Below are 22,784 nucleotides of genomic sequence, written 5' to 3'. Positions count from 1 at the left end.
CTCGGGGACTCCCGGCCCGTCCCGGGCCGTGACTGGCGCCGTCGTTCCGGCCGCTCGCGGGCACGTGGCATCTTCAGGGGAAGTCGCATGTGCGAACGCGCCCGTACCGCTGTGCCCGCTGCCGTGGCGCGGCTGTCTGTGAAGGACGTCACCAAGTCCTGCGGCGTCCGGCGCGTTCGCTCCGGACGCCGTGACATCGCGTCAGCCCAGATGCCGGGCGAAGAACCGCACCGAGCCGTCCACTTCGAACGACGGCACATCCCCGTGCCTGCCGGGGTTGGCGTGCAGCGTCTTCTCCGCCGAGGCCAGGGCGTCGAACAGGGCCAGGCTCTGGTCCCGCGCGACCATCTGGTCGTCCCACTGGATCAGGAACTGCACCGGCACGGTGATCCGCGCGGCGTCCTCGGCCAGCCCGTGCACACCGAGCAGGCCCAGCACCGCCGCACGGATACGGGGTTCCGCGGCGATGAGCGGGACGCCGAGTCCGCAGCCCATCGACAAGCCGCAATAGCCCACCGGGCCGACACCGACCCGGTCGAGGCGCTGGACCGCGGTCAGGACCGCCCGCCAGTCGGCGACGGCCCGACCGGCCAGATGGCCGTGCATGCCGGCGACCAGCGCGCCCGGGTTTCCGCCGGCGGCCATGGCGGTCCGCAACTCGGCCGTGATCCGGCCGAATTCCTCGTCCTTGGGCCGGTCGCCGTGGTGGGGCGCGTCGATCGCGACGACCGCGAACCCCTCGGCGGCGTAGCGGCGCGCGCGGGCCACGGTGCCGGGGGCCGCCTTGTGCTGCCCGCCGCCGTGGCCCAGCAGGATCAGGGGACGAGTGCCATGGGCGTCGTCCGGCGTCCAGAGCACGCCGGGGATCTCGTCGAGGGTGAAGAACTCTTCGGTGACGCCGTCGGACGACGTCCGGGAGGTGAAGCGCATCAGCGTTCCAGGCCTTTCGGAATGCCTTGTGCGGGCGCTCCCTAGGCCATGCGAAGGAGGGAGTCCCGACCTGTCGTGGTGTTGATCGGACTCACCTCCTCGAATTCGTACTGGTGCACGGCGATGCCGAAGGTATCACAGAGATCACCGCCCGCGCCTCGCCGGGACGGATGCTGTCCGCAGTCAGCAAGGAATGGTGGAACCGCCGCCTTTCAGATAGCTGTTATGAACCCAGCCGTACTTTGTCGACGCCGTACGCAGGTACGTGAACCCGTCGGTTGTGCAGTAGTAGTCGACCTTGTTGACGGGGGTGGCGGTGTACTTGACATCGCATCTCCACTCCGGGCCGTTGCGGAGGTTGACGTTCTGCAAGAAGTACTGCCCGTAAGGGCCGCTGTCACGGTTGCGTGCTGTGACGCCACAGGCGAAAGTTTCGGTGGCTTCCGAGGCAACCGCCGCAGGTGCCAACTGCACCGCCAGTATCAAGGCGGTCCCGGTCGTGAGCAGGCGAACTGATCGGCTCATGTTGGTTGCACCCCCCGATTCCTTCAGGTGGCATGAGCATGCCTGTCATTGGCGAGGCCGGCAAGGCTGTGGGCCGATGTCTGTCCCCCGCGCTCACGCCCCGGAATGATCCGCCACCACCACGCCCGACCGAGTGAGTTCCCCCGGCAGGAACGTCACCTGCGGCGCCCCCGTGCGCGGATGCACCGCCACCTCCGCCGCCACGCCGTACACCTCCGCCAGCAGCCGCGGCGTGAGCACCTCGGCCGGTGTGCCGTGGGCCGTCACCTCGCCGTCGCGCAGGACGTACAGGCGGTCGCAGTAGTACGCGGCGAGGTTCAGGTCGTGGAGGGCCACCAGGACCGTGGCGGGCAGGTGTCGCAGGACGCCGAGGACTTCCAACTGGTGGCGGATGTCCAGGTGGTTGGTGGGTTCGTCGAGGACCAGCAGCGCGGGTCGCTGGGCCAGGGCGCGGGCGATGAGCACGCGCTGGCGCTCGCCCCCGGAGAGGCTGTCGAAGGAACGGTTCGCCAGGCCGGCGGCGTCCACCGACTCCAGGGCCGACCCGACGATCCGCGCGTCCTCGGCGGTGTCGCCGTCGAGCAGCCGCTTGTGCGGGCTGCGGCCCATCGCGACGACCTCCCGCACGGCCAGGTCGAAGTTCGCCCCGGACTCCTGCACCACGGCGGCCAGGGTCCGGGCCAGCCTGCGCACCGGCAGGGACCAGGCGTCGGCGCCGTCCACGCGCACGCTCCCGGAGTCGGGGCGGAGGATCCGGTAGACGGCGCGCAGGAGACTGGACTTGCCGCTGCCGTTCGGGCCGACCAGGCCGACCACCTCCCCCGGCCGGGCGGTCAGGGAGACGTCCCGCACCAGACGGTGCGCCCCGGCGGTCAACGTGACGCCGTCGACAGCGAGTTCGGCCGCGCTCATGCCGTCCCCCGGTCCGTGCCGCGCCGGGCGTCCCGGCGCAGCAGCCACAGGAAGAACGGCCCGCCGCACAGGGCCGTCAGTACGCCGACGGGGATCTCCATGGGGGAGGCGACGGTCCGGGCCGCGATGTCGGCCCACACCAGGAACACCGCGCCGGCCAGCGCGGCCGCGGGCAGCAGACGGCGGTGGTCGCCGCCCACGGCCAGGCGCATGATGTGCGGCAGCATCAGGCCGACGAAGCCGATCGGCCCGGCCGCCGCCACCAGGACGCCGGTGACGAGGGAGAGGAGGACGAACATCCGGGCCCGGAACCGGGCCACGTCCAGCCCCATCGTCGTGGCGGCCTCCTCGCCCGCCAGCAGCAGGTTCAGCGACCGGGCCTGGACCAGCAGGACGACGATGCCCAGCAGCAGTGCCGCGCCCGGCAGCCACAGGGTGCTCCACCGCACGCCGCCGAGTCCCCCGAGGGTCCAGGCGAGGACCTCCCGCGCCTCGTTGCCCCGGTTGCCGGTCAGCAGCAGCAGATCCGTCACCGCGGTGAGGACGGAGGCGATGGCGACTCCCGACAGCACCAGACGCGTCGAGGTGATGCGCCCGCCCGCCCGGGACGTCGTGTACACCAGCAGGAGCGTCAACAGGGCGCCCACGAAGGCGGCGGCCGGCAGCGACACCGGGCCGAAGAGGCTCACCCCGAAGACGATCACCATGACGGCGCCCAGCGACGCGCCCGAGGAGACGCCCAGCAGGTACGGCTCCGCCAGCGGGTTGCGGACCAGGGCCTGCATGGCGGTGCCCACCACCGCCAGCCCCGCACCCGTCACCGCGCCGAGCAGCACGCGCGGAGCCCGTACGTCCAGCACGATCGTCTCCCGCGCCCGGGACCGGCCCGGCTCCGGGAAGCCGATGCCCAGCGCGTGCGTCACGATGCCCCACACCTCGCCGGGCGGCACGTGCACCGAGCCGATGGCCATGCCCGCCGTGACGGACACCAGGAGCAGGACGGCCAGGATCGCCAGGACGGCCGCGAAGGACCGGCGGCGCTGCGGGACTTCACGGCGGTCGTCGTCCGGGGCGGTCGTCCTGGTGGTCCTGGCCTCGGCGGGGGCCGTCACCGGAACCTCTCGGGGTGCAGTCCGCGGGCCAGCTCCTCGACCGCGTGCGGCGGCCGGATCCCGACGAGGGTCGCGGTCAGCGGCAGGACGACGAACCGTTTGTTCTTCACGGCGGGCACGTCGGCGAGGGCGGGCTGGGAGAGGAGGAACCTCTTCTTCTGCTCCGCGCTCCCGGCGCCCGCGTACTCGTAGATGACGATGACCTCGGGCTTGCGGGCGACGACCTGTTCCCAGGAGACGTCGCCGAAGACCTCGCCGAGGTCGTCGAACACGTTCCGCCCGCCCGCGAGTTTGATGATCTCGGTGCCGAGGCTCTTGCCGCCGGGGGTGAACGGGGCCTTGTCGCCGCTGTCGTACACGAAGACGGGGACGACGGGCGCCCCCTCGACCTTCGCGGTGGTCCTGCTCACCCGTCCCCGGAGGTCGGCGATCAGTGCGTCGGCCCGCCGGGAGACGCCGAAGATGGTGCCGATGGTGCGGATCTCCTCGTAGGCGTCGTTCATGGACACCTGTTTCTTCCCGCAGTACTCGCGGTTGAGGTGGGTGTCGATGCCGGCGTCCTTGAACGCCTTGCGGGAGCGGCCCTCCTTCTCGGCGAACGCGCTGCCGTAGCCGCCGTAGACGAAGTCCGGCTCGGCGTTCACGACCGTCTCGAAGGACGGTTCCTTCTTCGCCAGTTGGGGGACGGCCTCGAACTTCTTCCTCAGTTCGGGCAGGACGGCGGAGTCGGGGAAGGCGGTGCCGACCATCCGGTCCCCGAGCCCGAGCGCCAGCATCAGTTCGGCGGGGTGCTGGTGGATGGTGACCACCCGGGAGGGCGGCTTCCTGTAGGTGGTGCGGATGCCGCAGTTGTCCACCGTGACCGGGAAGCCCTTCGCCGACGGGGCCGTGGACCCGGCGTCGGCGGTGTCCTTCGACGTGCCGCAGCCGGCCAGCAACGTCGTGGACAGGGCGGCGGCGAGCGCCGCGGTGCGAAGGGGCCGGCGGCGCCGGGCGGAGGGGGGAAGGACGGGGGAGAGGGATGTGACGCCGTGCACGCAATGCCTCCTGGGGAGTCCGCGCTCCTCGGAACGGGCCCGCGACAGGCCAGTGTCCTGACTTCCGGATCGACGTTCCCCCGGCCTTCCCGCGCCGCGCGCAGTGGCCTGTCGAAGGGTTGCACTCCCCGGTCACAGTGGCGGGACCGTGCCGGAATCGCACCGGCTTCCTGTCTCTCCCGTCGCGGTGATGACCAGGTGATACTACTTATCGGCGTACGTGGGGCATAGGGCGTACGACAGTCCGTCGCGCGCCCCCTGGGTCCCGGCCCCCTCACCCTCCGCGGACCGCCCGCAGGATCAGGCGTTCGGCGTCCTGGTCGTACGGGCGGCCGTCGAACCCGCCGTGGATATCGACGTGTTCAAAACCGGCCTCGGCGGCCATCCGCCGCAACTCCACGGCGCTGTAGACGAACCAGACCAGGCTCGCCCGCGTCACGCGGTCGCCGCGGACCAGGACCCAGTCGCTCCGCAGCCGTGCCCAGTCGTCCAGCACCGTGTCGGTCTGCACCAGCAAGTCGTCGCCCTTCCGCACGACTTTGGGCGGCGTGACCTTGCGGGCCAGCAGCTCCTTCCCGGCCAGATCCAGGACGAGCGTCCCGCCGGGGGCCAGCGAGGTGTACATGGCCCGCAGGGCCCGGGCGTTGTCGGCGGGGTCCTCGAAGTACCCGAAGGACGTGAACATGTTGAGGACGACGTCGAACTCCCCGGGCGGCGCGTACTCCCGCATGTCCGCCCGTACGTACCGGACCGTCGCGCCGGCGTCGGCGGACCGCTTGCGGGCGCGGTCCAGCAGGGCCGGACTGCGGTCCACGCCCGTGACGTCGAAGCCCCGCAGGGCGAGCGGCACGCTGAACACCCCGGGGCCGCAGCACAGGTCCAGCACCCGGGCCCCGGGCGGGAAGGACAGCAGGGGAGAGGTGCCGAGCAGCTCTTCCGCCTGCTCGTAACGCTGCTCCGGGAAGAGGAAGTCGTAGAACTCGGTCCAGAAGTCATCGTCCTGGAACGCGCCCGTTCGCGCCATCGGTGGTCGTTGTTCCTTCCCTGCGGTGGGGGCGGGCAGGACGCGCGGCGGTCCTGCCGGTCAGTGCGAGGAGCGGTGGCAGCAGGACGCACTGGGCGGCGGCCAGCAGCCAGAACCAGCCGGTGTCCCCGGCGCGTTCACCGAAGCCGTACAGCTGCCCGCCCAGGACGCCGCTGGCGCACGCGCCCAGTCCCGCGGCGAGCCGCTGCTGTCCGAACACCACGGCGGCGGAGCGGCGGCTGCGGCGCAGGGCCTCCAGGTCGTTCTTGAGGAAGAGCACGATGTCGCCCAGCGTGATCAGGACCCCGCCGGCCAGCAGGGCCGTCCTCGTGCCGGACGCCAGGACCGCCATGCCGGCGGCCAGTCCCGCGTACCCGGCCGCCAGGGCGACCGGGTACCGCATCCGCCGGATCGCGCCCGAGGCGAGCGGCTGGACGACGATGACCAGGGCGAAGCAGGCCAGCAGCACCAGGCTGTAGAACTCGCTGGAGGCCCGCTCGACGGCGTACACCGCCAGGTAGTGCTGGAAGTGGAAGTAGAGGTAGAACGCCAGCCCGTTGGCGACGAACGGCAGGACGGCCACGCCGGTCAGCAGACCCTGACCGGATGCGCGCGCGTCACCGGGCCGCTCCTCCCGCGCCCCCGTGGCGGGCAGCCGCGCGTGCCCCACGGCGACCACCGCGAACAGCACCGTCACGCCGAGGAACAGCGGACCGGGGGACGACAGCACGAACGGACCGGCGACGAGCGGGCCCACCGCCATGCCCGCGTTGAGCGCCGCGTTGCCCGCGGACAGGAACGCCGGCCGGCGCGCCTCGTCCACGCCGTGCACCAGGTACGCCTTGTTGGCCGGCAGGTACAGCGCGGCACCGCAGCAGGTGAGGATGAGCGCGGCCACCGCCACGGGCGGCCACCGCAGCGCCGCCACGAACGCCGCGAAACCCGCCGTGCGCACCACCAGCGCCCACATCATCGTCCGCCGCAGCCCCACGCGGTCGGCGAGAACCCCGCCGACGATGCCGCCCGAGAACTGCACGAGGGACGCCGCGGCCAGCACCACCCCGACCGCGCCGAGCCCCATCCCCAGCCGTTCGTGCAGGAAGACCGACATGAACGGCAGGACCATGAAACTGCCGAGCGGGATCAGGAAGGAGCTCAGGAGGAGGAAGCGCAGGGGGCCGGCCAGGGGGAGCAGCGCGGACCGCAACCCCGCGTCGCCCGTGGGGCGTTCAGCCACCGGAGGTCCGTTGCGGGAAGGGGTCCGTCATGACCCGCAGGGCGTTGGCGGCGGCGACGGCGCAGTGGGTGGCCAGCTCGGCGGTGTCGCCCTCCGCGTAGACGATCCCCGCGTACCCGCGGCTGTCGTCCAGGTGCTCGATGCGGTCGCCGGTCCGCTTGACCGGGTACCAGGCGGGGGAGCCCGGCATGTCCGCCAGCCGGTCGAGCCCGTCGACGCCGGTGAACACACCCGGCCGCCGCGGGTATCCGAGGACGAAGGCCGAGGCCGGGCCCCCGGGGAACTCCGCGTCCATGAGCCCGGGACGGACCCCGAGCGCCGCCTCCACCATCGCCTCGTACACGTTGACGCCGAGCGCCCGGCACAGGCCCTCGCCGACGAGGGCGCCCCCGATCCGCGGGTTGATCTCCACCACTTCCGGGCCGGCGGTGGTCAGGGCGAACTCCACGTGGGCGAAGCGGTCGGTGTAGCCGATGGCGGCGAGGACGCCGTCGAGCCACCGCTCCAGGGCGGCCCGGCGCTGCTCGGGGAAGGCGACGGGGAACGCGGTGACCTCCTCCCGGAAGCGCGGCTCGGGCGACATCAGCCGGCTGGAGACGCCCAACAGCCGTGTCCTGCCCGCCCAGGTGAGGGTCTCCGCGCTGTACACGGGACCGGTGAAGTACGGCTCGGCGAAGAGCCGGCCCTTCAACCGCCGCCCGGCGGCCTGTGCCAGCGCCACCTGAAGCTCCCGCTCGTCCCGGACCAGCCAGACGTTCTGGCTCCCCGTTCCGGCGCTGTCCTTGAGGATCGCCGGCAGGCCCGTCTCCTTCACGAGCAGCTCGGCCGTCTCCACCTCGGCGGCTCTGCTCCTGGTCAGCCCCGCCTCGTACAGCCGGTTCCGGACGGCCGCCTTGTCCCTGGTGAGCCGCAGCACCACCGGGGCCGGGCCGGGCAGGCCGAAGCGGGACGTGAGTTCCGCGGCGACCGGCATCCAGGTGTCGGTGGAGCTGATCAGGCCACGGAGGTCCGGGGTCCGGCCGAGCAGCTCCGCCACCCCGTCCGTGTCGAAGGTGTCGGTCTCCACCACCTCGACGGCGCCCGGGGGCAGTGCCTCCAACTCGTGGGCGTAGTAGGACGGATCGCCGGTCAGGAGCCGTACACGCTCGCCCCGCCGGCCGGCGGCGCGCACCAGACGCCCCAGGCCGAAGGTGAGTGATTCCAGGGACACCAGGGTCATGCGGACGGCTCCTTCCGGCCCGTCGGCCAGGCGGCGCGGTTCCACGCCGCCGTCGACCAGGGCATGGACATCTCCTCGGGACTGTCGACCTCGGCGGGCTTGAGCGAGGCGAGGTCCGCGGCCTCCCGGTGCCGGGCGTGCACCCGCTCCACGTAGCGGTGGCCGGTGTCGGCGCCGATCACCAGCTGGAGCCGGTCGGGATGCCGGCGGGCCTCGTGCACGGCGGCCAGGTAGGCGGCTCCGGTGGAGAGCCCGGCGAAGACGGCGTGCTCGCGCAGCAGGGCGACCGTACCGGACAGGGCGTGGCCGAAGTCCATCCAGTGGACGGCGTCGTAGAGGTGGTGGCGGACGTTGTCGAACGCGATCGAGGAGCCGATGCCGGCGATGATCGCTTCCGGGTCGTGGTGGTCCTGGCTCCCGAAGGTGACGCTGCCGAACGGCTGCACCCCGACCAGCCGGACGGAGGGGTCGCGGCGGCGCAGGTGTTCCACGAGCCCGCCGGTCGAGGCCCCGGACCCGACTCCGCCGACGACGGTCAGCGCGTCGACGGGCAGGGCGGCCGCCACCGCGTCCGCGACCTCGCGGTAGCCCAGGTAGTGGATGTCGTCGTGGTACTGGCGCATCCAGTGGAAGTCGGGCCGCTCGACGAGGATCTCCCGCACACGGCGCACCCGTAACTCCTGGTCGAGCTTGAGGTTCCGGGACGGTCTGACCTGCTCGACCGTGGCGCCGAGGATCTCCAGCTGGGCGAGCGTCGTGGCGTCGACCGTGGTCGAGGCCACGATGTGGCAGCGCAGGCCGTGGCGGTGGCAGGCCAGCGCCAGGGCGTAGGCGTAGATGCCGCTGGAACTGTCGATCACGGTCTGTCCGGGGCGTACGGTGCCGCGGTCGAGCAGGTGCCGGACGGCCCCGAGCGCCGAGTAGATCTTCATCGACTCGAAGCGCAGCAGGACCATGCCGTCCGTCAGCCGGACGAGGTCGGGGACCTTGAGGGCGTCGGCTATGTGGGGGTGTACGGGGGGTGCGGGGTGTGTCACGCGAAGCCTCCCTGGGCGAAGGAGCACTGGCGGCCGAACGAGCGGAAGAAGGCGGACAGTTCGCCCTTGAGGGCGGGCGCGGGCCGCTGGGTGAAGAGGTAGCCGACGAGGGAGCCGGTGTGCGCGACGAACAGCCCGTCCGCCCCGAACTCCTCGCGGTGGGCCAGTACGGCCTCGAAGGTGCGCTTGGGGAGCGCCTCTTGGGAGAGCACGCCGCTGAAGGTCGCCGCCCGGGCCACGGCCGCCGGGTCACCGGAGGCGAAGCCCTTGAGCAGGTCCGCCAGGCAGCGCTCGTACTCCGTCGCGTACCGCCGGTAGTGCCGCAGGAGCAGGGGCGTGACGGCGGCGGTGTCCACCGTGCCCGGCTCCGCGATGAAGGCGGTGTGGAAGCCGACACCGGTGCCCAGGCGTCGCAGGACGCGGTGCCGTCCGCTGAGGTAGAGCGCGAACTCGTCGAGGAACACGCTGTCGGCACGCTCTATCGCCGACAGGATGCCGATGACCACGTCAAAGTCGTACGGCAGGGAGAAGACACGGAAGAGACAGCGCAGCGTCGCCACGATGTCGGCCGTGGAACTGGCCATTCCCACCCCGACGTCAAGGTCGGAGTGGGTGCTCCAGCGGCCGGGCGGCAGGGTCAGCCCGAAGTGGTCCAGGAAGAGGCGCGCGGCCGTCGCCGCCTTCTCGCCGAGGGGCGACGCGCTTTTGGGGGCGGCGGTGCCGTGCGTGTAGTACACCCACGCATGGCGGTCCACGGGGAACGAGACGAGAGCGATGTCCGGATCGGCGCCGGGGCGCAGCGGGCCCTGGTAGAGCTCGCCCAGGGTGCCGTGGCAGACGCCGGAGGCGATCCGCGTCGGGTCGGTCCGCGTCCGGCCGGTCCGGGACGACGCCGTCAGCATGGGCCGCATGGGCCGCCGTACGACGGCCGTGCCCGGTGCGGCCGTCTGCCGCCCGGGCGGGATGCCTCGGTCACGAACACGTCCTCCCTCGCCGCCCCGGCCCGACGGAGGACCGGTGAGTGGGAGGGCGGCCGCGCCGCGTACGCGCGTCGTTCCGCCTGCACCGCCGGCCCAGCCCTCGAGGCCACCGTGAACAGCGCGTGCGAGTTCGTCGCACGCGCGCAGTGGCAGGTCTTCGGACTCGTGGGCACGTCGGCCGGTTTCCTCCGGCGACACCTACTGGCCGTCGCTTCCCGGACCCCTGGACGGGGCCAGTGCCGTTGACGGCGTTCGTTCCCACTCACCGCTGCGGGTCAGTCCCGGATTCCCACCGGGTTCCCTCTTACGACGCGCCACGGACCGCGGCGCGAACCGACTGCGCTCATCAGCGTAGGGGCGCTTGCGTCATCGCGACAGGGTGACCTCGCGCGTTGTCTTGTTGTCGCTGGTGTCCGGAGGGAAAACAGTGGCGTGTGCGACGCGGTCCGGCCAGCCTACGCCTCGTCGACAGACTGTCACCGCGTGGACGACGGGCAGAACTCCGCATCGATGACGGCGGAGGCCGGACCGGCGCCGAGGAACGCGTCGGTGTTGAGGTAGAGGGCCAGCCGGTGCCGGGTGTCCCGGGTGGACAGGGCCCAGGTCTCGGTGCCGGCGAAGCTGCCGTTGTGACCCCACAACTTGACGCCGCAGGAAGTGGTGAGGGTGAACAGCCCCAGTCCGTAGCCGTCGGTGACGGGGTCCGTGGTCGTCATCTCCTTCAGCTGCGCGGGCGGCAGGAGGGTGCCGCGCAGGAGGGCGGTGCAGAAGCGGTCCAGGTCACCAGTGGTGGTGATGAGGTCGCTGGCCCCGCGGATGAGGCTGGGGTTGTACTCGGTGACGTCGTACACGGTGTTCAGGTCGTCGGGGAACAACTTGTAGGCCCGCCCCGAAGGCTGCGGAAGCCTGCTGCTGGTGCCGGGCAGGGTGGTGCCCCGCAGACCCAGGGGCTCGATGATGCGCCGACGGACCTCGGATTCGTAGGAGTGGCCACTGGCGCGTTCGACGATCAGCGCGGTCAGGAGGTAGTTCGTGTTGGTGTAGACGTGCTTGGTGCCCGGCGCGAAGTCGGGGCGGTGGGACATGGCGACGGCCGCCAACTGCTCCGGTTTCCACGTGTCGTACCGGTGGGCCAGCCACTCCTTGCCGCCGTAGTGCGGGGCCGGGTCCTTCAGATACTCGTAGAGCCCGCTGGTGTGGTTGAGCAGTTGCCGGACGGTGATTTTGCTGCCGTCGTTGCCGTTGCCCCGTACCACTCCGGGCAGCCACTTCTCGACCGTGTCGCCGATACGGAGTCTGCCCTCGGCCTCCAGCTGGAGAACGACCGTGGCCAGGAACGTCTTTGTGATGCTCCCGGCACGGAAGCGGTCCTCCGGGCGCGGGGCGCGCTTGGTGCCGTCGTCGGCGATCCCCGCCGAACCCGTCCACCGGCGGCCGTCCTCGAAGGCCCCGGCCAGCACGCCCGGAACGCCCCGGCGGACCGCCGCGTCCATGGCCGCCCGGGTGCTGTCGTGCGCGCCGCCCGTGTCCGGTTCCGCAGCGGCCGGAGGAGGTGAGGAGACCGCCAACAACCCGGCCGCCGCAAGGGCGGCGAACCCGGACATCAACCTCTTGCACCCACGGCGCACCATGGGACCTCCTCTGCTCTTCTCCCCACCGGCCTCATGCTCCTTACCCGGGCGTCGCGGCGGTATGGCGCCTCGTGGGTGTGACGGAGGCCGCACGCGCGCCTCCCGGACGAGCAGGTGCCGGACCGGAGGTCATGCCGCAACGGCCGTGGCTCCAGCGCCTCGTGGTGGGCGTCACATGCCGCAGGGCGACGGCGTCCGGTCGTGAGCGCTGCCGACAGCCTGCGTCAGACCGCGAACCAGACCCGCTCGACGCGTTCCTCGCCCACCTCGTAGAGGGCCACCGCGGAGCGCTCCTCGCCGCCCATGAAACCGGTCACCCGCTCCTGGTCGATGACGATACGGCCGTGGGTGACACGGGAGACGAGTTCGGCGTGCAGGCCGGGACTCGAAGCGAAGAGCGCGGCGTAGCGCTCGCGGAAGGCGGGGCCCGAGCGGTCGGTGAGGAGCTCGCCCGACGGGAACGCGTACACCGGTACGTCCTCGACGTAGTACTCCAGGAACTTGTCGAGGTCGCGCGCGTTGTAGGCGGCCAGCTGACCGTCGACGATCTCTTCCGGGGACATGGGGGACTCCTCTCCTTCCGCAGGGGATCATGCTCTCAGGTCCCGCTTCTCAACCGGGCGGAAGGTCGGGGCAGGCGGGTCCTCCCACGGTCCTGGGAGGCGTCCCTCGGCGGGGCCGGTCAGCGGCCTTCGAGTCCGTGGCGAGCGTCACACCTCGCGTGCGCGGGCCCGCGGACGGCGCCCCGCCACGATAGGGATCATGCAGATTGGTATCGCCCTGCCCCAGTACGGAACGCATGCCCGCGCCGCGGCGATCGCCGGTTTCGCCCGGGACGCCGAGGCCGCCGGATTCGACTCGCTGTGGGTCGGGGACCGCTCCCTCACCCCCGTCGCCCCCAGCGACATCTATCCCGGGCACACCCCCGAGAACCCCTACCCGCCCCAGTACAAGACCTTCCTCGACCCGCTCACCGTCCTCACCGTCGCCGCCACCGCCACCGGCCGCGTACGGCTCGGCACGAGCACCCTCAACGCCCCCTGGTACCCGCCCCTGTTGCTCGCCCGGAGCCTCACCTCGCTGGACCAGGTCAGCGGCGGCCGCCTGGACGCCGGTTTCGGGATCGGCTGGATGCGTGATGAATACAGCGCCGTCAACGCCGACTTCACCCGCCGCGGCGCACTGCTCGACGAGATCCTCGACGTCCTCCACGGCATCTGGACCGAGGAAACGTTCGCTCACACAGGCCCGCAGTGGACCGTTCCGCCTGCCCACGTCGGCCTCCGCCCCGTCCAACGACCCCACCCGCCCGTCCTCCTGGGCGGATTCGGCCCGGCCGCGATGCGGCGCGTCGGCCGCCGTGCCGACGGCTGGGCCGGCGTCGTCCTGCCGCCCGAGGCCCACGCCGGCCTCTGGGCCACGGCCCGCCGCGCCGCCGAGGAAGCCGGCCGCGACCCGGAAGCGCTGCGCCAGTGCCTGCGCCACAACCCCCGGCCGGGCGCGTCGGCCGAGGACATCGCCACGGTGCTGCGCGGCGTACGGGAATCCGGTGCGGACAGCTGCTTCGTCGACCTGCAGCAGTGCGTGACGGAACCGGAGGAGGCGCTGGAGCTGGGCATCGAGGTGCTGCGCCGGGTGCGGGCGGGCTAGCGCCTGTCGTGGCGGCGCCCGGGGGGCGGGGTCGTGCGGGCAAAGGCTTCGCGCAGTAGCTCATCAGGGGGGAACCCGGCCATGAGCGTCCTGATCGCTCACCGGGTGGGACGCACCGGAGTGGCGTCGGCCGCCGTGCCGGCCGCGGTCTTGCACCTGCCTTCCGAGGCGCCCGGGACAACGTCTTCCGTGACGGGTGGCAGCGGCTCGTCCGTCGCCGGCGGAAGCGGCGGCACGCACAGTGGAGCCTCGGCGCGCTGCCACGATGGCTCGTACTCCTGCTCCGCGGGGGAGTGGGTGAAGCCGGACCGGCGGAGCCACCCGCACCGCCCCGATGGCATGATCGGACTGTCGACGAGTGCCCGCATTGCCCGTCCTTCGCCGGAAAGCCGGTCTCTTTGGCGCGAAGAGTGGCATTGTTGACCAACACCTGACAAATCGGTCAGGCGGTTGACGCCTATAGTGTCGCGGGTGCTTTCGCGAATAAACGGCAGAATTACGTTCGCCTCGTGGCGGCAGCCACGGGTGATCCTGTGGGCCGCGGCGGGCGTGGTGGCTCTCGGGTTCCTCATCGCGCTGGAGATCGCCGCGCGTCACTACACCGGCGAACCGGGGCCGATCACCAACCAGGCGAAAGAGGTGATCTTCGCCCCCAAGCCAGGGCCGCTGTACGGCGGTCTGCTGTTGATGATGGTGGTGCTCACCTGGCGGCAACGGTTCATCGCGGCGGGTGCCGCGATCGGCATCGACATCGTCTTCGTCCTGGTGCGGTGGGCGGTCGACGCCGACACATCCGACGGCCGGTACTTCGGCAACGGCGCGTTGTGGGTGATGCTGGGCTGCGCGGTCATCGCCGTCACGCGCCGTACCGGCCAGGAACGTGTCCTCCTGCTCAAGGCCGTCGGGCTGGGGCTGCTGCTGGTGGCCGGCCGCAAGGCCGGTGACACCTGGCTGCACATCACGGCGAAGACCCGCCCGATGGTGCTCGACCAGTACGTGGCAACCGCCGATCACGCGCTGGGCAACCCGTCGTGGCTGGCGGGCCGGATCCTCGAGGCCACCGGCCCGATCGGCTCCCATCTTCTCAACGCGGTCTACGCCCAGCTCGCACTGGCCGCGGTCGCCGTCGCGCTGTACCAGCTGCGCCACGTGGCGGCCGAGCGCCGCTTCCCGCGCCATCATCTGGTGCGCACCTTTCTGGTGATCGGGCTCCTCGGGCCGGGCATCTACATGATCTTCCCGGTGGTCGGACCGGTCTTCGCCTACGGTCCGGGCGCCTCCGGCACCGGCGGCGTGGAGTGGGCGGTGGCCGACCTGTGGCCGAACACGCTGCCGTCGATCGGTACCCCGCACCCGGCGCTGTACGACGCGATCACCCCTCGCAACTGCATGCCCAGCCTGCACACGGCGTGGGCCACCGCGATCTTCATTCACACCCGCAAGGGCCCACGGGCGCTGAGGATCGCGGGGACGTTCTGGCTGATCGCCACGCTCAGCGCGACGCTGGGCTTCGGCTACCACTACGGCGCGGATCTCGTCGCCGGCGTGGTGTTCACGCTCACGATCGAGGCGGCTCTGCGCGCGTTCGACCGCGGCTGGGACCGGGCCGGAATCCAGCTGGTCGCCTACGGCACGGCGGTCTTCGCCGCGCTCCTGCTGTCCTACCGCTATCTGTCGGTGGAGATGGGCGAAAACCCGTGGGTGTCCGGACCGCTTCTCCTTCTGGCGATGGCCTCGGTGATCTACGGCTACGTCCGGACCACCAGGCTGTGGGAACCGAAGGCCGCGCCGGCACGGCAACCGGAACCGCAGCCCGAACTGGTGTGAGCCATGCCGCACCGGGCTGTGGGCGCCCGGTGCGGCATCTCGTCGGTGACGCGGGTGCGGCGGTGGGTGCCGCGGTGATCCAGGGGCGGGCCGGGGCGCCGGTGGCGCCGGCGTAGACGATCTCGTCGGGACGGCGCCCCGCGCCCCTCGGGTCCCGCACCCCTCGGGTGTGGCCAAAAACGGGGCTGCGGGGCTGCCATGGCGGGCAGGACAGTGGATCCTCGTGCCCGGCGGGCGTTCCGGGCCTCGCTCTGTCGCTGTACGGCCGTCCGCCGCCGTTGCTGTGGTCCCTCCCGAGAGGACGACGAGACGATGATGAGCGAGCTGCAGCCTCCCCCGCCCGTCCTGATCACCAATGCGCGGGTCTTCGACGGCGTGCACGACGAGGTGAGCGATCCGCGCTCGGTGTACGTGGCGGACGGGCGGATCGCCGCCGTGGGCGAGGCCCCAGCTCCGGAGGCCGCGGTCGTCGACGGGGGCGGGCGCGTCCTCATGCCCGGTCTCAGCGACGCGCACGTGCACGTGTTCATGGCCGGGAACACGGAGGCCGAGATCATGCAGGGCGCCACGGGCGTGGCCCACTACAACGCCCTGGCCGAGGCCGAGCGCATGCTCATGCGCGGCTTCACCACCGTCCGGGACATGGGCGGGCCTTCGACCGCCCTCCGGCGGACCATCGACGCAGGCCGCTTCCCGGGGCCGAGGATCTACGCGAGCGAGGGGATGGTCTCCCAGACCTCCGGGCACGGTGACTTCTCCGAAATCTACGACGCGGCACGGGAGTTCGGAGGACCCGAGACACGCATCGAGACGACGGGGTACGTACGGCTGGCCGACGGGCGCGACCGCGTCCTGGCCGCCGTGCGCGAGCAGCTCAAGAGGGGCGCCAACCAGATCAAGGTGTACGCGGGCGGCGGGGTCTCCTCCGTGTACGACCCCCTGGACGTCCAGCAGTTCACGCCCGACGAGCTGCGGGCGGCGGTCGAGGCGGCGTCCGACTGGGGCACGTACGTGGCCGCGCACGTCTACAACTCGGAGGGCATCCGGCGTTCGGTCGAGGCGGGGATCGTGTCGATCGAGCACGGGCATCTCGCGAGCGAGGAGACCGTCGCGATGCTCGCGAGGAAGAGCGTGTGGCTGAGCACCCAGCCGTGGCTGGAGAGCGACCACCACTACCCCGACCCCGAGAGGACGGAGAAGAACCGCCAGGTCTGCGAGGGAGTGAAGCGCACCTACGAGTGGGCCCGCAGGTACGGGGTCAAACTCGCCTTCGGCACCGACCTGACACTCAGCCCGAGCGAGACGCACCGGCAGACCGAGATGTTCGTCCGTCTGTCGAGCCACTTCGGTTTCAGTCCGGTGGAGGCGTTGCGGATGGCGACGTCGGGGAACGCGGAGTTGTTCCGGCTGTCGGGTGAGCGGGATCCGTACAAGGGGGCGCGGCTTGGGGTGATCGAGCCGGGTGCGTGGGCCGATCTGCTGCTCGTCAATGGGGATCCCACGCAGGACCTGGGTCTGCTGGCCGACCCGGGGAAGAACCTCGCCCTCATCATGAAGGGCGGCCGCGTCCACAAGAACCAGCTCGACTGAGACGCGGCCGCCGCCCCTACTGTGCGATCCGCGGATGCTGCCGCCAGGTACCCGTCGCGGTCTCCAGCGCGGCCGCCAGGCGCAGCACCCCCAGATCGTCGCCCTGGCGGCCGATGATCTGGAGTCCGGTGGGATGGCCCTCGGGCGTGAAGCCGAAGGGGAGCGACAACGCCGGGAGGCCGGGGAGCGTGACGCGCGAGCAGACGCGCATCCATTCCCGGTAGTAGGTCTGCTTCACCCCGGCCACCCATTTCGGCCAGTGCTCGTGCACGTCGAACGGCGGCAGTTGGGTGACCGGGGCTATCAGGAAGCGGTACTCCGTCAGGAACTTGTACATCCGGTCGTACACCTGCGAACGCAGCAGTTCCGCGCGCCCCAGGTCGTCGACCGTGAGCTCGAGACCACGCTCGATCTCCCAGGTCGTCTCGTCGCCGAGGTCCCCGGGACGCTCCTCGTAGAACTGCTCGAACGCCTGCCGGTAGTAGGCGGCGCGCAGGATCGAGAAGGACTCGTCGGCGCCGCTGAAGTCCGGCTCGCACTCCTCGACCCGGCAGCCCAGGTCCTCCAGGGCCTGCGCGGCGGGTGCGAGCGTCTCGGTGATCCGCGGGTCGACGGGCAGCCCGTCGAGCGTGGCCGACCAGGCGACCCGGGTCCCGGCGACGCCGTCCTCCAGCGGCAGGCCGAAGTCGACGACGGGCGCGTTGAGCGCGGCGCGGAAGTCCGGGCGGGCGATGACCTGCATCTGCAACGCGACGTCGCCGACCGTCCGCGCCATCGGACCGTACGTGCCGAGCGTGAAGTGCGTCTGGGGCGACGGCCACAACGGCACCCGGGCGATGGACGGCCGGAGCCCGACGACGTTGCAGAACGACGCCGGATTGCGCAGCGACCCGGCCATGTCGGAGCCGTCGGCGATCGGCGTCATGCCGCAGGCCAGCGCCACGGCCGCGCCGCCGCTGGAACCGCCGCACGTCACATTGGTGTCGTACGGATTCCTGGTGGCCCCGAACACCCGGTTGTAGGTCTGCGAACCCGTGCCGAACTCCGGGGTGTTGGTCTTGCCCATGGTCACCGCCCCGGCGTCGACCAGGCGTTGTACCACCAGGGTGTTGTAGGTGGGCACATCGTCCTTGAAGATGACCGAGCCCTGTGTGGTGCGGATGCCCTTGGTCGCGGCGAGGTCCTTGTGCAGCACCGGCAGACCGTGCAGCGGGCCCAGCGCCACCCCGCGGACGATCGACGCGTCCGCCCGCTTCGCCCTCCGCCGCGCGAGCTCCGGAACGAAGGTCACCACGGCGTTGACCGCCGGATTCACCCGCTCGATCTGCTCGAGATGGGCTTCCAGGACCTCCCGCGCGGAGACCTGACGGGTCACCATCAGGAGCACCAGCTCACGAGCCGTCCTGAAGACCAGCTCCTTGTGCGACATGACGCCTCTCCCTCTCGCCGCTCCACCCCCTGACGTACCGCATCCCACCACCGTGCGGTGCGTTCCGGATGCGGAAGCCGGCGATCTGGCCCGAACTCGCTGTGCGTTCGCGAGTCGGGGCGACTACTGGACCCCTGGATAGAGCTCGATGCGAATGCTGTCGTCGTCCTCGATGACGTACGTCGGGTCCGTGCGGTGGCGCCACCCCAGAGGCAACAGGTAGTACCGCTTGCCCCGCTCGACCAGCAGCCTCAGGCGCGTGTAACGGTAGCGGTAGTGCCGGCCCTTGCCGAGATCCTCCACAGCCGGGCCCTGCGGAATGCCCGCGATCGCCAGCGGGTCGGTGCTGAGGACGGCCACGGAGGTCCGCTCCACGAGCCGGTCGGCGACCCGGCGGGCCTGTCGCTGTCCCTGTTGATCCGCCACCAGGGCGACGGCCCAGAGAACGAACAGACCTGCCAGCGCCGCGGCCGGCAGCCTGCGCCCGTCCGCCTGCCCGCCTCCCGGCCGGGCCGGTTTCAGCAGGAGGCCGCAGGCGACGAGCAGGGGCGCGCCCCAGGCGTACGGCTGGACGAACGGCCACAGGGCCATGAGGAGAACGCCGGCCAACACGAACCACGGGTACCGGGCGGCCACGGCATGACCCGCACGCCGGGCCCGCAGGGACCACCTGGCGGGCAGCCCCATGGACGCCAGGAAGGCCGGCAGTTCGGGCGCCAGCGCCGCGAGGGCGACCGTGATGAGCACGGGCATCGTGATCAGCCGGAGACTGGCCAGCACCAGATCCGAGAAGCTGAATCCTATGGACGCGTACGACACGTGGAAGTACGCGTAGAACGCGTTGCTGTTCATGGTTCCCGCGTAGAACATGAGCGCCGCGATGAACGAGCCCGTGGCCAGAACGGCGTTGAGCGTCTCGACCCGCCCTCCGCCGGGCCGGGTGGTCGGACCTGGCGAAGGCGGACCACCCGGTGACGGCCCGGCGGGCGGGGGCGGGTCGCCCCGCAGGCACCGCGCCAGACGCCGGCGCAGTGCCGCGAGGCCACCCGCCCCGGGCCCCCGAGGGATGAGCGTGCCCATCACGTCCCGGAAGGAACGGGACGGTTGCCGCCGGGGCGGGAGGACGGGCCGGCCGGGGTCGGGGGTGCGACGACGCCCGGGGACCACTCGGTGGGCTTCTCGGAAGCCGACGGTACGGGTACCGGAGGGACGTCCCGGTCTCCCTGCCGCGGTCCCTCACCGGAGCCCTTGCCAGGGGCGCGCGAGGGCTTGCCGGTGGGTGTCCGGGACGCCGTCGCAGGGGGCTCCTGGGGAGGGGGCGCCACGCTGGCTTCCCGTTCACCCTGCTTTGTCGGGCCGGCCGGTGGGGGAGAGACCGGAGGGACGCCCGGGTCCCCCGCGGCGCTCTTGTCCGAAGGCCCGGGCACGGGGTCCTCGTCCTGACCGGTGCAACCGGCGAGCACCGTGGTCGCCATGAGCACTGCGGCCGCCATCCAGTGACCGCGCCTCTGCTTCACTTGCACGACACCTCCCGCTGTTGCGCGTACCTTCCTGCCGCCCCAGGGCCGGGACGGCCCGGGAACGGCCCCGCTCAGCCCACCCGCCGCGGCATCAGCCGCAGTCCCGACGGGCTCGGGATCGGTTCCCGTACCGAAACGCCCACGCGCAGCCCCTGCGGGCGCAGCAGGCGCCAGTGGGTCGCGACCGCGGCCAGCGTGGCCATCATCTGCGCGCAGGCGAAGTTGTCGCCGATGCACTTGAAGCGGCCGCCGCCGAAGGGGACGAAGCTGTGCCGGGCCGGCTTCCAGCCGCTGTCCGGCAGCCAGCGTTCCGGGGAGAAGACGCGCGGGTGCGGGAAGAAGCGGGGGTCGGTGTGGAGGGCGTGCGGGCTGTACGCGGTGTCGGTGCCGCTGGGGAGCATCACGCCGCCCAGGTCGACGTCCGCGACCGTGCGCTGGGTGACGAGCTGGACCGAGTGCAGGCGCATCGCCTCGTACATGACGGCCCGGGTGTAGGGCAGGCGGTTCAGGCCGGCCGGGGACGGGACGGCGCCGTCGAGACCGGCGAGTTCGGTGAGCAGGCGCTCCTCCGCGCCGGGGCGCAGGGTCAGGCGGAACCAGGCCCAGGCCAGGGTCGTCGGGATGTTGGCGACGCCGCCGATGAGCATGGCGATCACCTCGTCGCAGACCAGCTCGTCCTCCAGCGGCCGGCCGGTGTCGGGGTCCCGGGCCGCGAGCAGGCAGTCCACGACGTCGTCCGTGCCCCGCGGGCCCTGCCCCCGGCAGGTGGCGACGGCCTCCCGGACGACGGCGCGCATGCGGGCCATCGCCTCGTTCCCGCGCCGGATCGGGGGGATCGGCAGCCGGTCCACCGCCTTCGGCATCATCGGGCGCTCCACGGCCGCCCGTTCGACCACCGGGAGCACCGAGCCCAGCCGGGCCAGTACGCTCTCGGGCATGCGGCCGGAGAAGAAGGTCTCCGCCGTCACGGCCGTCGCGAGGTCCTTGAGCTCGCGCAGGACGTCGACCGGGCGGCCCTCCTCCCAGCCGGCGCACCACTTCTCCGCCCGGGCGTGGATCGCCCGCGCATGCCGCTCGATGCGGTCGGGCGTGAACGCCCGCTGGATCGTGCGGCGTTGCCGGTGGTAGAGCTCGCCGTCCGAGGTGATCACGCCGTGCCCCAGGAGCGGCACCATGCGCTGGAACTGCTTGCCCCGGCCGAAGCTGCGGCCCTTGGCGGACTGCACCTGGTGCACCAGGACGGGATCGTTGATCACATACACGGGGGCGGTGCCCAGCAGGACGCGGACGATCGGCCCCGTGCGTCGCAGGGACTCCAGGAAGCGCAGACGGCGCCGTACGAGATGGGGGAGGTGTCCGACGCCGGGCAGGGCGCCCGCGGCGGTGGGCACATCGTCAACGGCCAGCACAGAGTGCTCCCTTCGCGCCATGTTCCCTCCGGGGGCTGTCAGTGTGCGGGCCGTCCGGACGTCCCGGAAGGGCGTGCGGAAACTCCTTCGTGCCCCCGCAACTTCCGCGTGCCCCCGGCACAACTCCACACGCTCTACCGGCAGCCCCACAGGCTGCCAGCATGTTCGGGGGTCGGGGAACCGTGCGGCGTTCCCCGGTCACGTCGGCGAAGCAAGGAGGGCGACACCATGTCCCCGTCGGCATCCGCCCCCGCCATACCCCTGGCGACGAAGTCCCTTCCGTTCCTGGGCCACGCGCTGCCCATGTGGCGCGACCCCATGCCGTTCCTGCTCGAACAGCACGCGCTCGCCCCCGTGGTGCGGCTGCGCCTCGGCCCGAAGACCGCCTGCCTGGTCACCCGTCCCGAACTCGTGCGCAAGGTGCTGGTCACCGAGCAGCAACGGTTCGACAAGGGCGGCCCGTTCGTGGACACCGCCCGTACGCTGATCGGCGACGGCCTGGGAACGTGTTCCGCGGCGGACCACCGCCACCAGCGGCCCCTGATGAACCAGGCGTTCCGCCACCCGTGCATCGTCTCGTACACCACCGCCATGATCGAGTGCGCGGGGGAGATCGCCTCCTCCTGGCAGCCGGGCCAGATCGTCGACGTGTGCCGGGAGATGCGCAGGCTGGCCTGCCGCGCGCTGACCCGCACGCTGTTCTCCGACCCCGCCCAGGCCCGCCTCACCGCCGAGATCGAGGAGGCGTACACCGTCCTCATGCCCGGCATGTGGTGGCAGATGATCATCCCCGTCGGGCTGGTGCACCGGCTCCCGCTGCCCGCCAACCGGCGCTTCGAACAGGCCCGCCGCACCGCCCGCTCCCTGATCGCGCGCATGGTCGCCGCCTACCGGGCGCGCGAGACCGCGCTCGACGACGGCCTGTCGACGATCATGTCCGCCCGGGACGCCACGGGCCGGGCCTTCACCGACGACGAGGTCTGCGACCAGATCGCCACCCTCATGATCGGCGGCATCCCCGCCACGGCCGACCTGCTCGCCTGGGCCTTCTGCGTCCTGTCCCAGGACGCCGTCGTGGAGAAGGAACTGCACGACGAGGTGGACGGCGTGCTGGGCGGCGGACGCCTCCCCGCCTTCGAGGACATCCCCCGCCTGCCCTTCCTGGGCCGCGTCCTGACCGAGACGCTGCGCCTGTACCCCTCGGTGTCCATCCTCAGCCGCCGCGTCACCCGGGACATCGTGCTCGGCGGGACCGCCCTGCGGGCCGGGGACGAAGTCATGTTCAGCCCGTACTGCCTGCACCGGGACGCGCGCGTCTTCGACGACCCCGGCCGCTTCGACCCGGACCGCTGGCTGCCGGGACGGCCCGGCCCGGAGCAGCGCGAGGCGTTCATCCCCTTCGGGGCCGGCACCCGCAAGTGCATCGGGGACACCTACGGCATGACCGAGGCCACGCTGGCCGCCGCGCACCTCGCCTCCCGTGTCCGGCTGGCCGGGATCCCCGGCAGCCCGGACCCGCGGCCGCTGCTGCGCATGACGCTGTCGCCCGTCCCGCTGCGGCTGACGGTCGAACCGCGGACCGCCGGAGCCCGGGCGGACGCGGAGGCCGCCGGCGAACCCGCACCGCGCCGGTGCCCCGGCCCCCGCCGCCCCGCCACCGGCGGTCCCGTTGCCGGCTGAGGCGGGGTCCCCGGCCGGGACCCCCGCCACGCCCT

19 protein-coding genes and 2 riboswitches are annotated in these 22,784 nt (G+C 71.9%); of the genes, 4 read left to right on the top strand and 15 right to left on the bottom strand.

Annotated elements, in window-relative coordinates:
* Positions 1–201 precede the first annotated feature (201 nt).
* From I5Q34_RS26105 to I5Q34_RS26050, 12 genes are all read right to left on the bottom strand, one after another.
* Positions 202–930, bottom strand: coding sequence for a dienelactone hydrolase family protein (locus tag I5Q34_RS26105; protein ID WP_199894870.1), 729 nt, complete (start codon positions 928–930; stop codon positions 202–204).
* Positions 931–1,113: 183 nt separating this feature from the next.
* On the bottom strand, positions 1,114–1,455 hold the full coding sequence (locus I5Q34_RS26100; RefSeq protein ID WP_199894869.1) for an SH3 domain-containing protein: 342 nt from the start codon (positions 1,453–1,455) through the stop codon (positions 1,114–1,116).
* Positions 1,456–1,548: 93 nt separating this feature from the next.
* The gene (locus I5Q34_RS26095) at positions 1,549–2,367 is read right to left on the bottom strand and encodes an ABC transporter ATP-binding protein (RefSeq protein ID WP_199894868.1); all 819 of its coding nucleotides are present in this window, start codon (positions 2,365–2,367) and stop codon (positions 1,549–1,551) included.
* Positions 2,364–3,479: an iron ABC transporter permease gene (locus I5Q34_RS26090; protein ID WP_199894867.1), complete on the bottom strand. Its 1,116-nt coding sequence runs from the start codon at positions 3,477–3,479 to the stop codon at positions 2,364–2,366. The genes I5Q34_RS26095 and I5Q34_RS26090 overlap by 4 nt, the downstream gene beginning before the upstream one ends.
* Positions 3,476–4,516, bottom strand: coding sequence for an ABC transporter substrate-binding protein (locus I5Q34_RS26085; protein ID WP_199894866.1), 1,041 nt, complete (start codon positions 4,514–4,516; stop codon positions 3,476–3,478). The genes I5Q34_RS26090 and I5Q34_RS26085 overlap by 4 nt, the downstream gene beginning before the upstream one ends.
* Positions 4,517–4,545: 29 nt before the next feature.
* A riboswitch (cobalamin riboswitch) is annotated at positions 4,546–4,730 on the bottom strand.
* Between the two features lie 60 nt (positions 4,731–4,790).
* Positions 4,791–5,540: a class I SAM-dependent methyltransferase gene (locus I5Q34_RS26080; RefSeq protein ID WP_199894865.1), complete on the bottom strand. Its 750-nt coding sequence runs from the start codon at positions 5,538–5,540 to the stop codon at positions 4,791–4,793.
* Positions 5,509–6,777, bottom strand: a complete 1,269-nt coding sequence (locus tag I5Q34_RS26075) for an MFS transporter (RefSeq protein ID WP_199894864.1) — start codon at positions 6,775–6,777, stop codon at positions 5,509–5,511. Before I5Q34_RS26075 ends, I5Q34_RS26080 begins: the two co-directional genes overlap by 32 nt.
* Complete coding sequence (locus tag I5Q34_RS26070) at positions 6,770–7,996, bottom strand: ATP-grasp domain-containing protein (RefSeq protein WP_199894863.1); 1,227 nt, start codon at positions 7,994–7,996, stop codon at positions 6,770–6,772. The genes I5Q34_RS26075 and I5Q34_RS26070 overlap by 8 nt, the downstream gene beginning before the upstream one ends.
* Positions 7,993–9,033 (bottom strand): cysteine synthase family protein, encoded by a 1,041-nt coding sequence (locus I5Q34_RS26065; protein WP_277965720.1) that lies wholly within the window; start codon positions 9,031–9,033, stop codon positions 7,993–7,995. Before I5Q34_RS26065 ends, I5Q34_RS26070 begins: the two co-directional genes overlap by 4 nt.
* Positions 9,030–9,935, bottom strand: a complete 906-nt coding sequence (locus I5Q34_RS26060; RefSeq protein ID WP_199894862.1) for a hypothetical protein — start codon at positions 9,933–9,935, stop codon at positions 9,030–9,032. Before I5Q34_RS26060 ends, I5Q34_RS26065 begins: the two co-directional genes overlap by 4 nt.
* Before the next feature lie 208 nt (positions 9,936–10,143).
* Positions 10,144–10,366, bottom strand: a riboswitch (cobalamin riboswitch).
* Positions 10,367–10,489: 123 nt separating this feature from the next.
* Positions 10,490–11,644 carry a serine hydrolase gene (locus tag I5Q34_RS26055; RefSeq protein ID WP_234429552.1) on the bottom strand — a complete coding sequence of 385 codons (1,155 nt, stop codon included), beginning with the start codon at positions 11,642–11,644 and terminating at the stop codon, positions 10,490–10,492.
* A gap of 224 nt (positions 11,645–11,868) precedes the next feature.
* Positions 11,869–12,207 (bottom strand): nuclear transport factor 2 family protein, encoded by a 339-nt coding sequence (locus I5Q34_RS26050; RefSeq protein WP_199894861.1) that lies wholly within the window; start codon positions 12,205–12,207, stop codon positions 11,869–11,871.
* Between the two features lie 199 nt (positions 12,208–12,406).
* Between I5Q34_RS26050 and I5Q34_RS26045 the strand changes: the two genes are divergently transcribed.
* The 3 genes from I5Q34_RS26045 (at position 12,407) to I5Q34_RS26035 (ending at position 16,711) form a co-directional block, all read left to right on the top strand.
* On the top strand, positions 12,407–13,294 hold the full coding sequence (locus I5Q34_RS26045) for a TIGR03619 family F420-dependent LLM class oxidoreductase (RefSeq protein ID WP_199894860.1): 888 nt from the start codon (positions 12,407–12,409) through the stop codon (positions 13,292–13,294).
* A 525-nt stretch (positions 13,295–13,819) separates the two neighbouring features.
* Positions 13,820–15,121 carry a phosphatase PAP2 family protein gene (locus I5Q34_RS26040; protein WP_374193061.1) on the top strand — a complete coding sequence of 434 codons (1,302 nt, stop codon included), beginning with the start codon at positions 13,820–13,822 and terminating at the stop codon, positions 15,119–15,121.
* 312 nt (positions 15,122–15,433) lie between these two features.
* Positions 15,434–16,711: an amidohydrolase family protein gene (locus I5Q34_RS26035; protein WP_199894858.1), complete on the top strand. Its 1,278-nt coding sequence runs from the start codon at positions 15,434–15,436 to the stop codon at positions 16,709–16,711.
* 16 nt (positions 16,712–16,727) lie between these two features.
* Here I5Q34_RS26035 and I5Q34_RS26030 read toward each other — a convergent pair whose 3' ends face one another.
* The 3 genes from I5Q34_RS26030 to I5Q34_RS26020 all read right to left on the bottom strand — a co-directional run bounded on the left by I5Q34_RS26030 (position 16,728) and on the right by I5Q34_RS26020 (position 21,069).
* Positions 16,728–18,140: an amidase gene (locus I5Q34_RS26030; RefSeq protein WP_199894857.1), complete on the bottom strand. Its 1,413-nt coding sequence runs from the start codon at positions 18,138–18,140 to the stop codon at positions 16,728–16,730.
* A gap of 123 nt (positions 18,141–18,263) precedes the next feature.
* Positions 18,264–18,992 carry a hypothetical protein gene (locus tag I5Q34_RS26025; RefSeq protein ID WP_234429551.1) on the bottom strand — a complete coding sequence of 243 codons (729 nt, stop codon included), beginning with the start codon at positions 18,990–18,992 and terminating at the stop codon, positions 18,264–18,266.
* A 739-nt stretch (positions 18,993–19,731) separates the two neighbouring features.
* Complete coding sequence (locus I5Q34_RS26020) at positions 19,732–21,069, bottom strand: cytochrome P450 (protein ID WP_199894855.1); 1,338 nt, start codon at positions 21,067–21,069, stop codon at positions 19,732–19,734.
* 228 nt (positions 21,070–21,297) lie between these two features.
* Here I5Q34_RS26020 and I5Q34_RS26015 point away from each other — a divergent pair, with 228 nt between their 5' ends.
* The gene (locus tag I5Q34_RS26015; RefSeq protein ID WP_199894854.1) at positions 21,298–22,749 is read left to right on the top strand and encodes a cytochrome P450; all 1,452 of its coding nucleotides are present in this window, start codon (positions 21,298–21,300) and stop codon (positions 22,747–22,749) included.
* The last annotated feature ends 35 nt before the right edge of the window (positions 22,750–22,784 follow it).

This window comes from Streptomyces sp. AV19, assembly GCF_015999245.1.
Lineage (GTDB): Bacteria > Actinomycetota > Actinomycetes > Streptomycetales > Streptomycetaceae > Streptomyces.
Note: the sequence above shows the minus strand (reverse complement) of the source record. Positions and strands in the feature narration are given on the sequence as shown.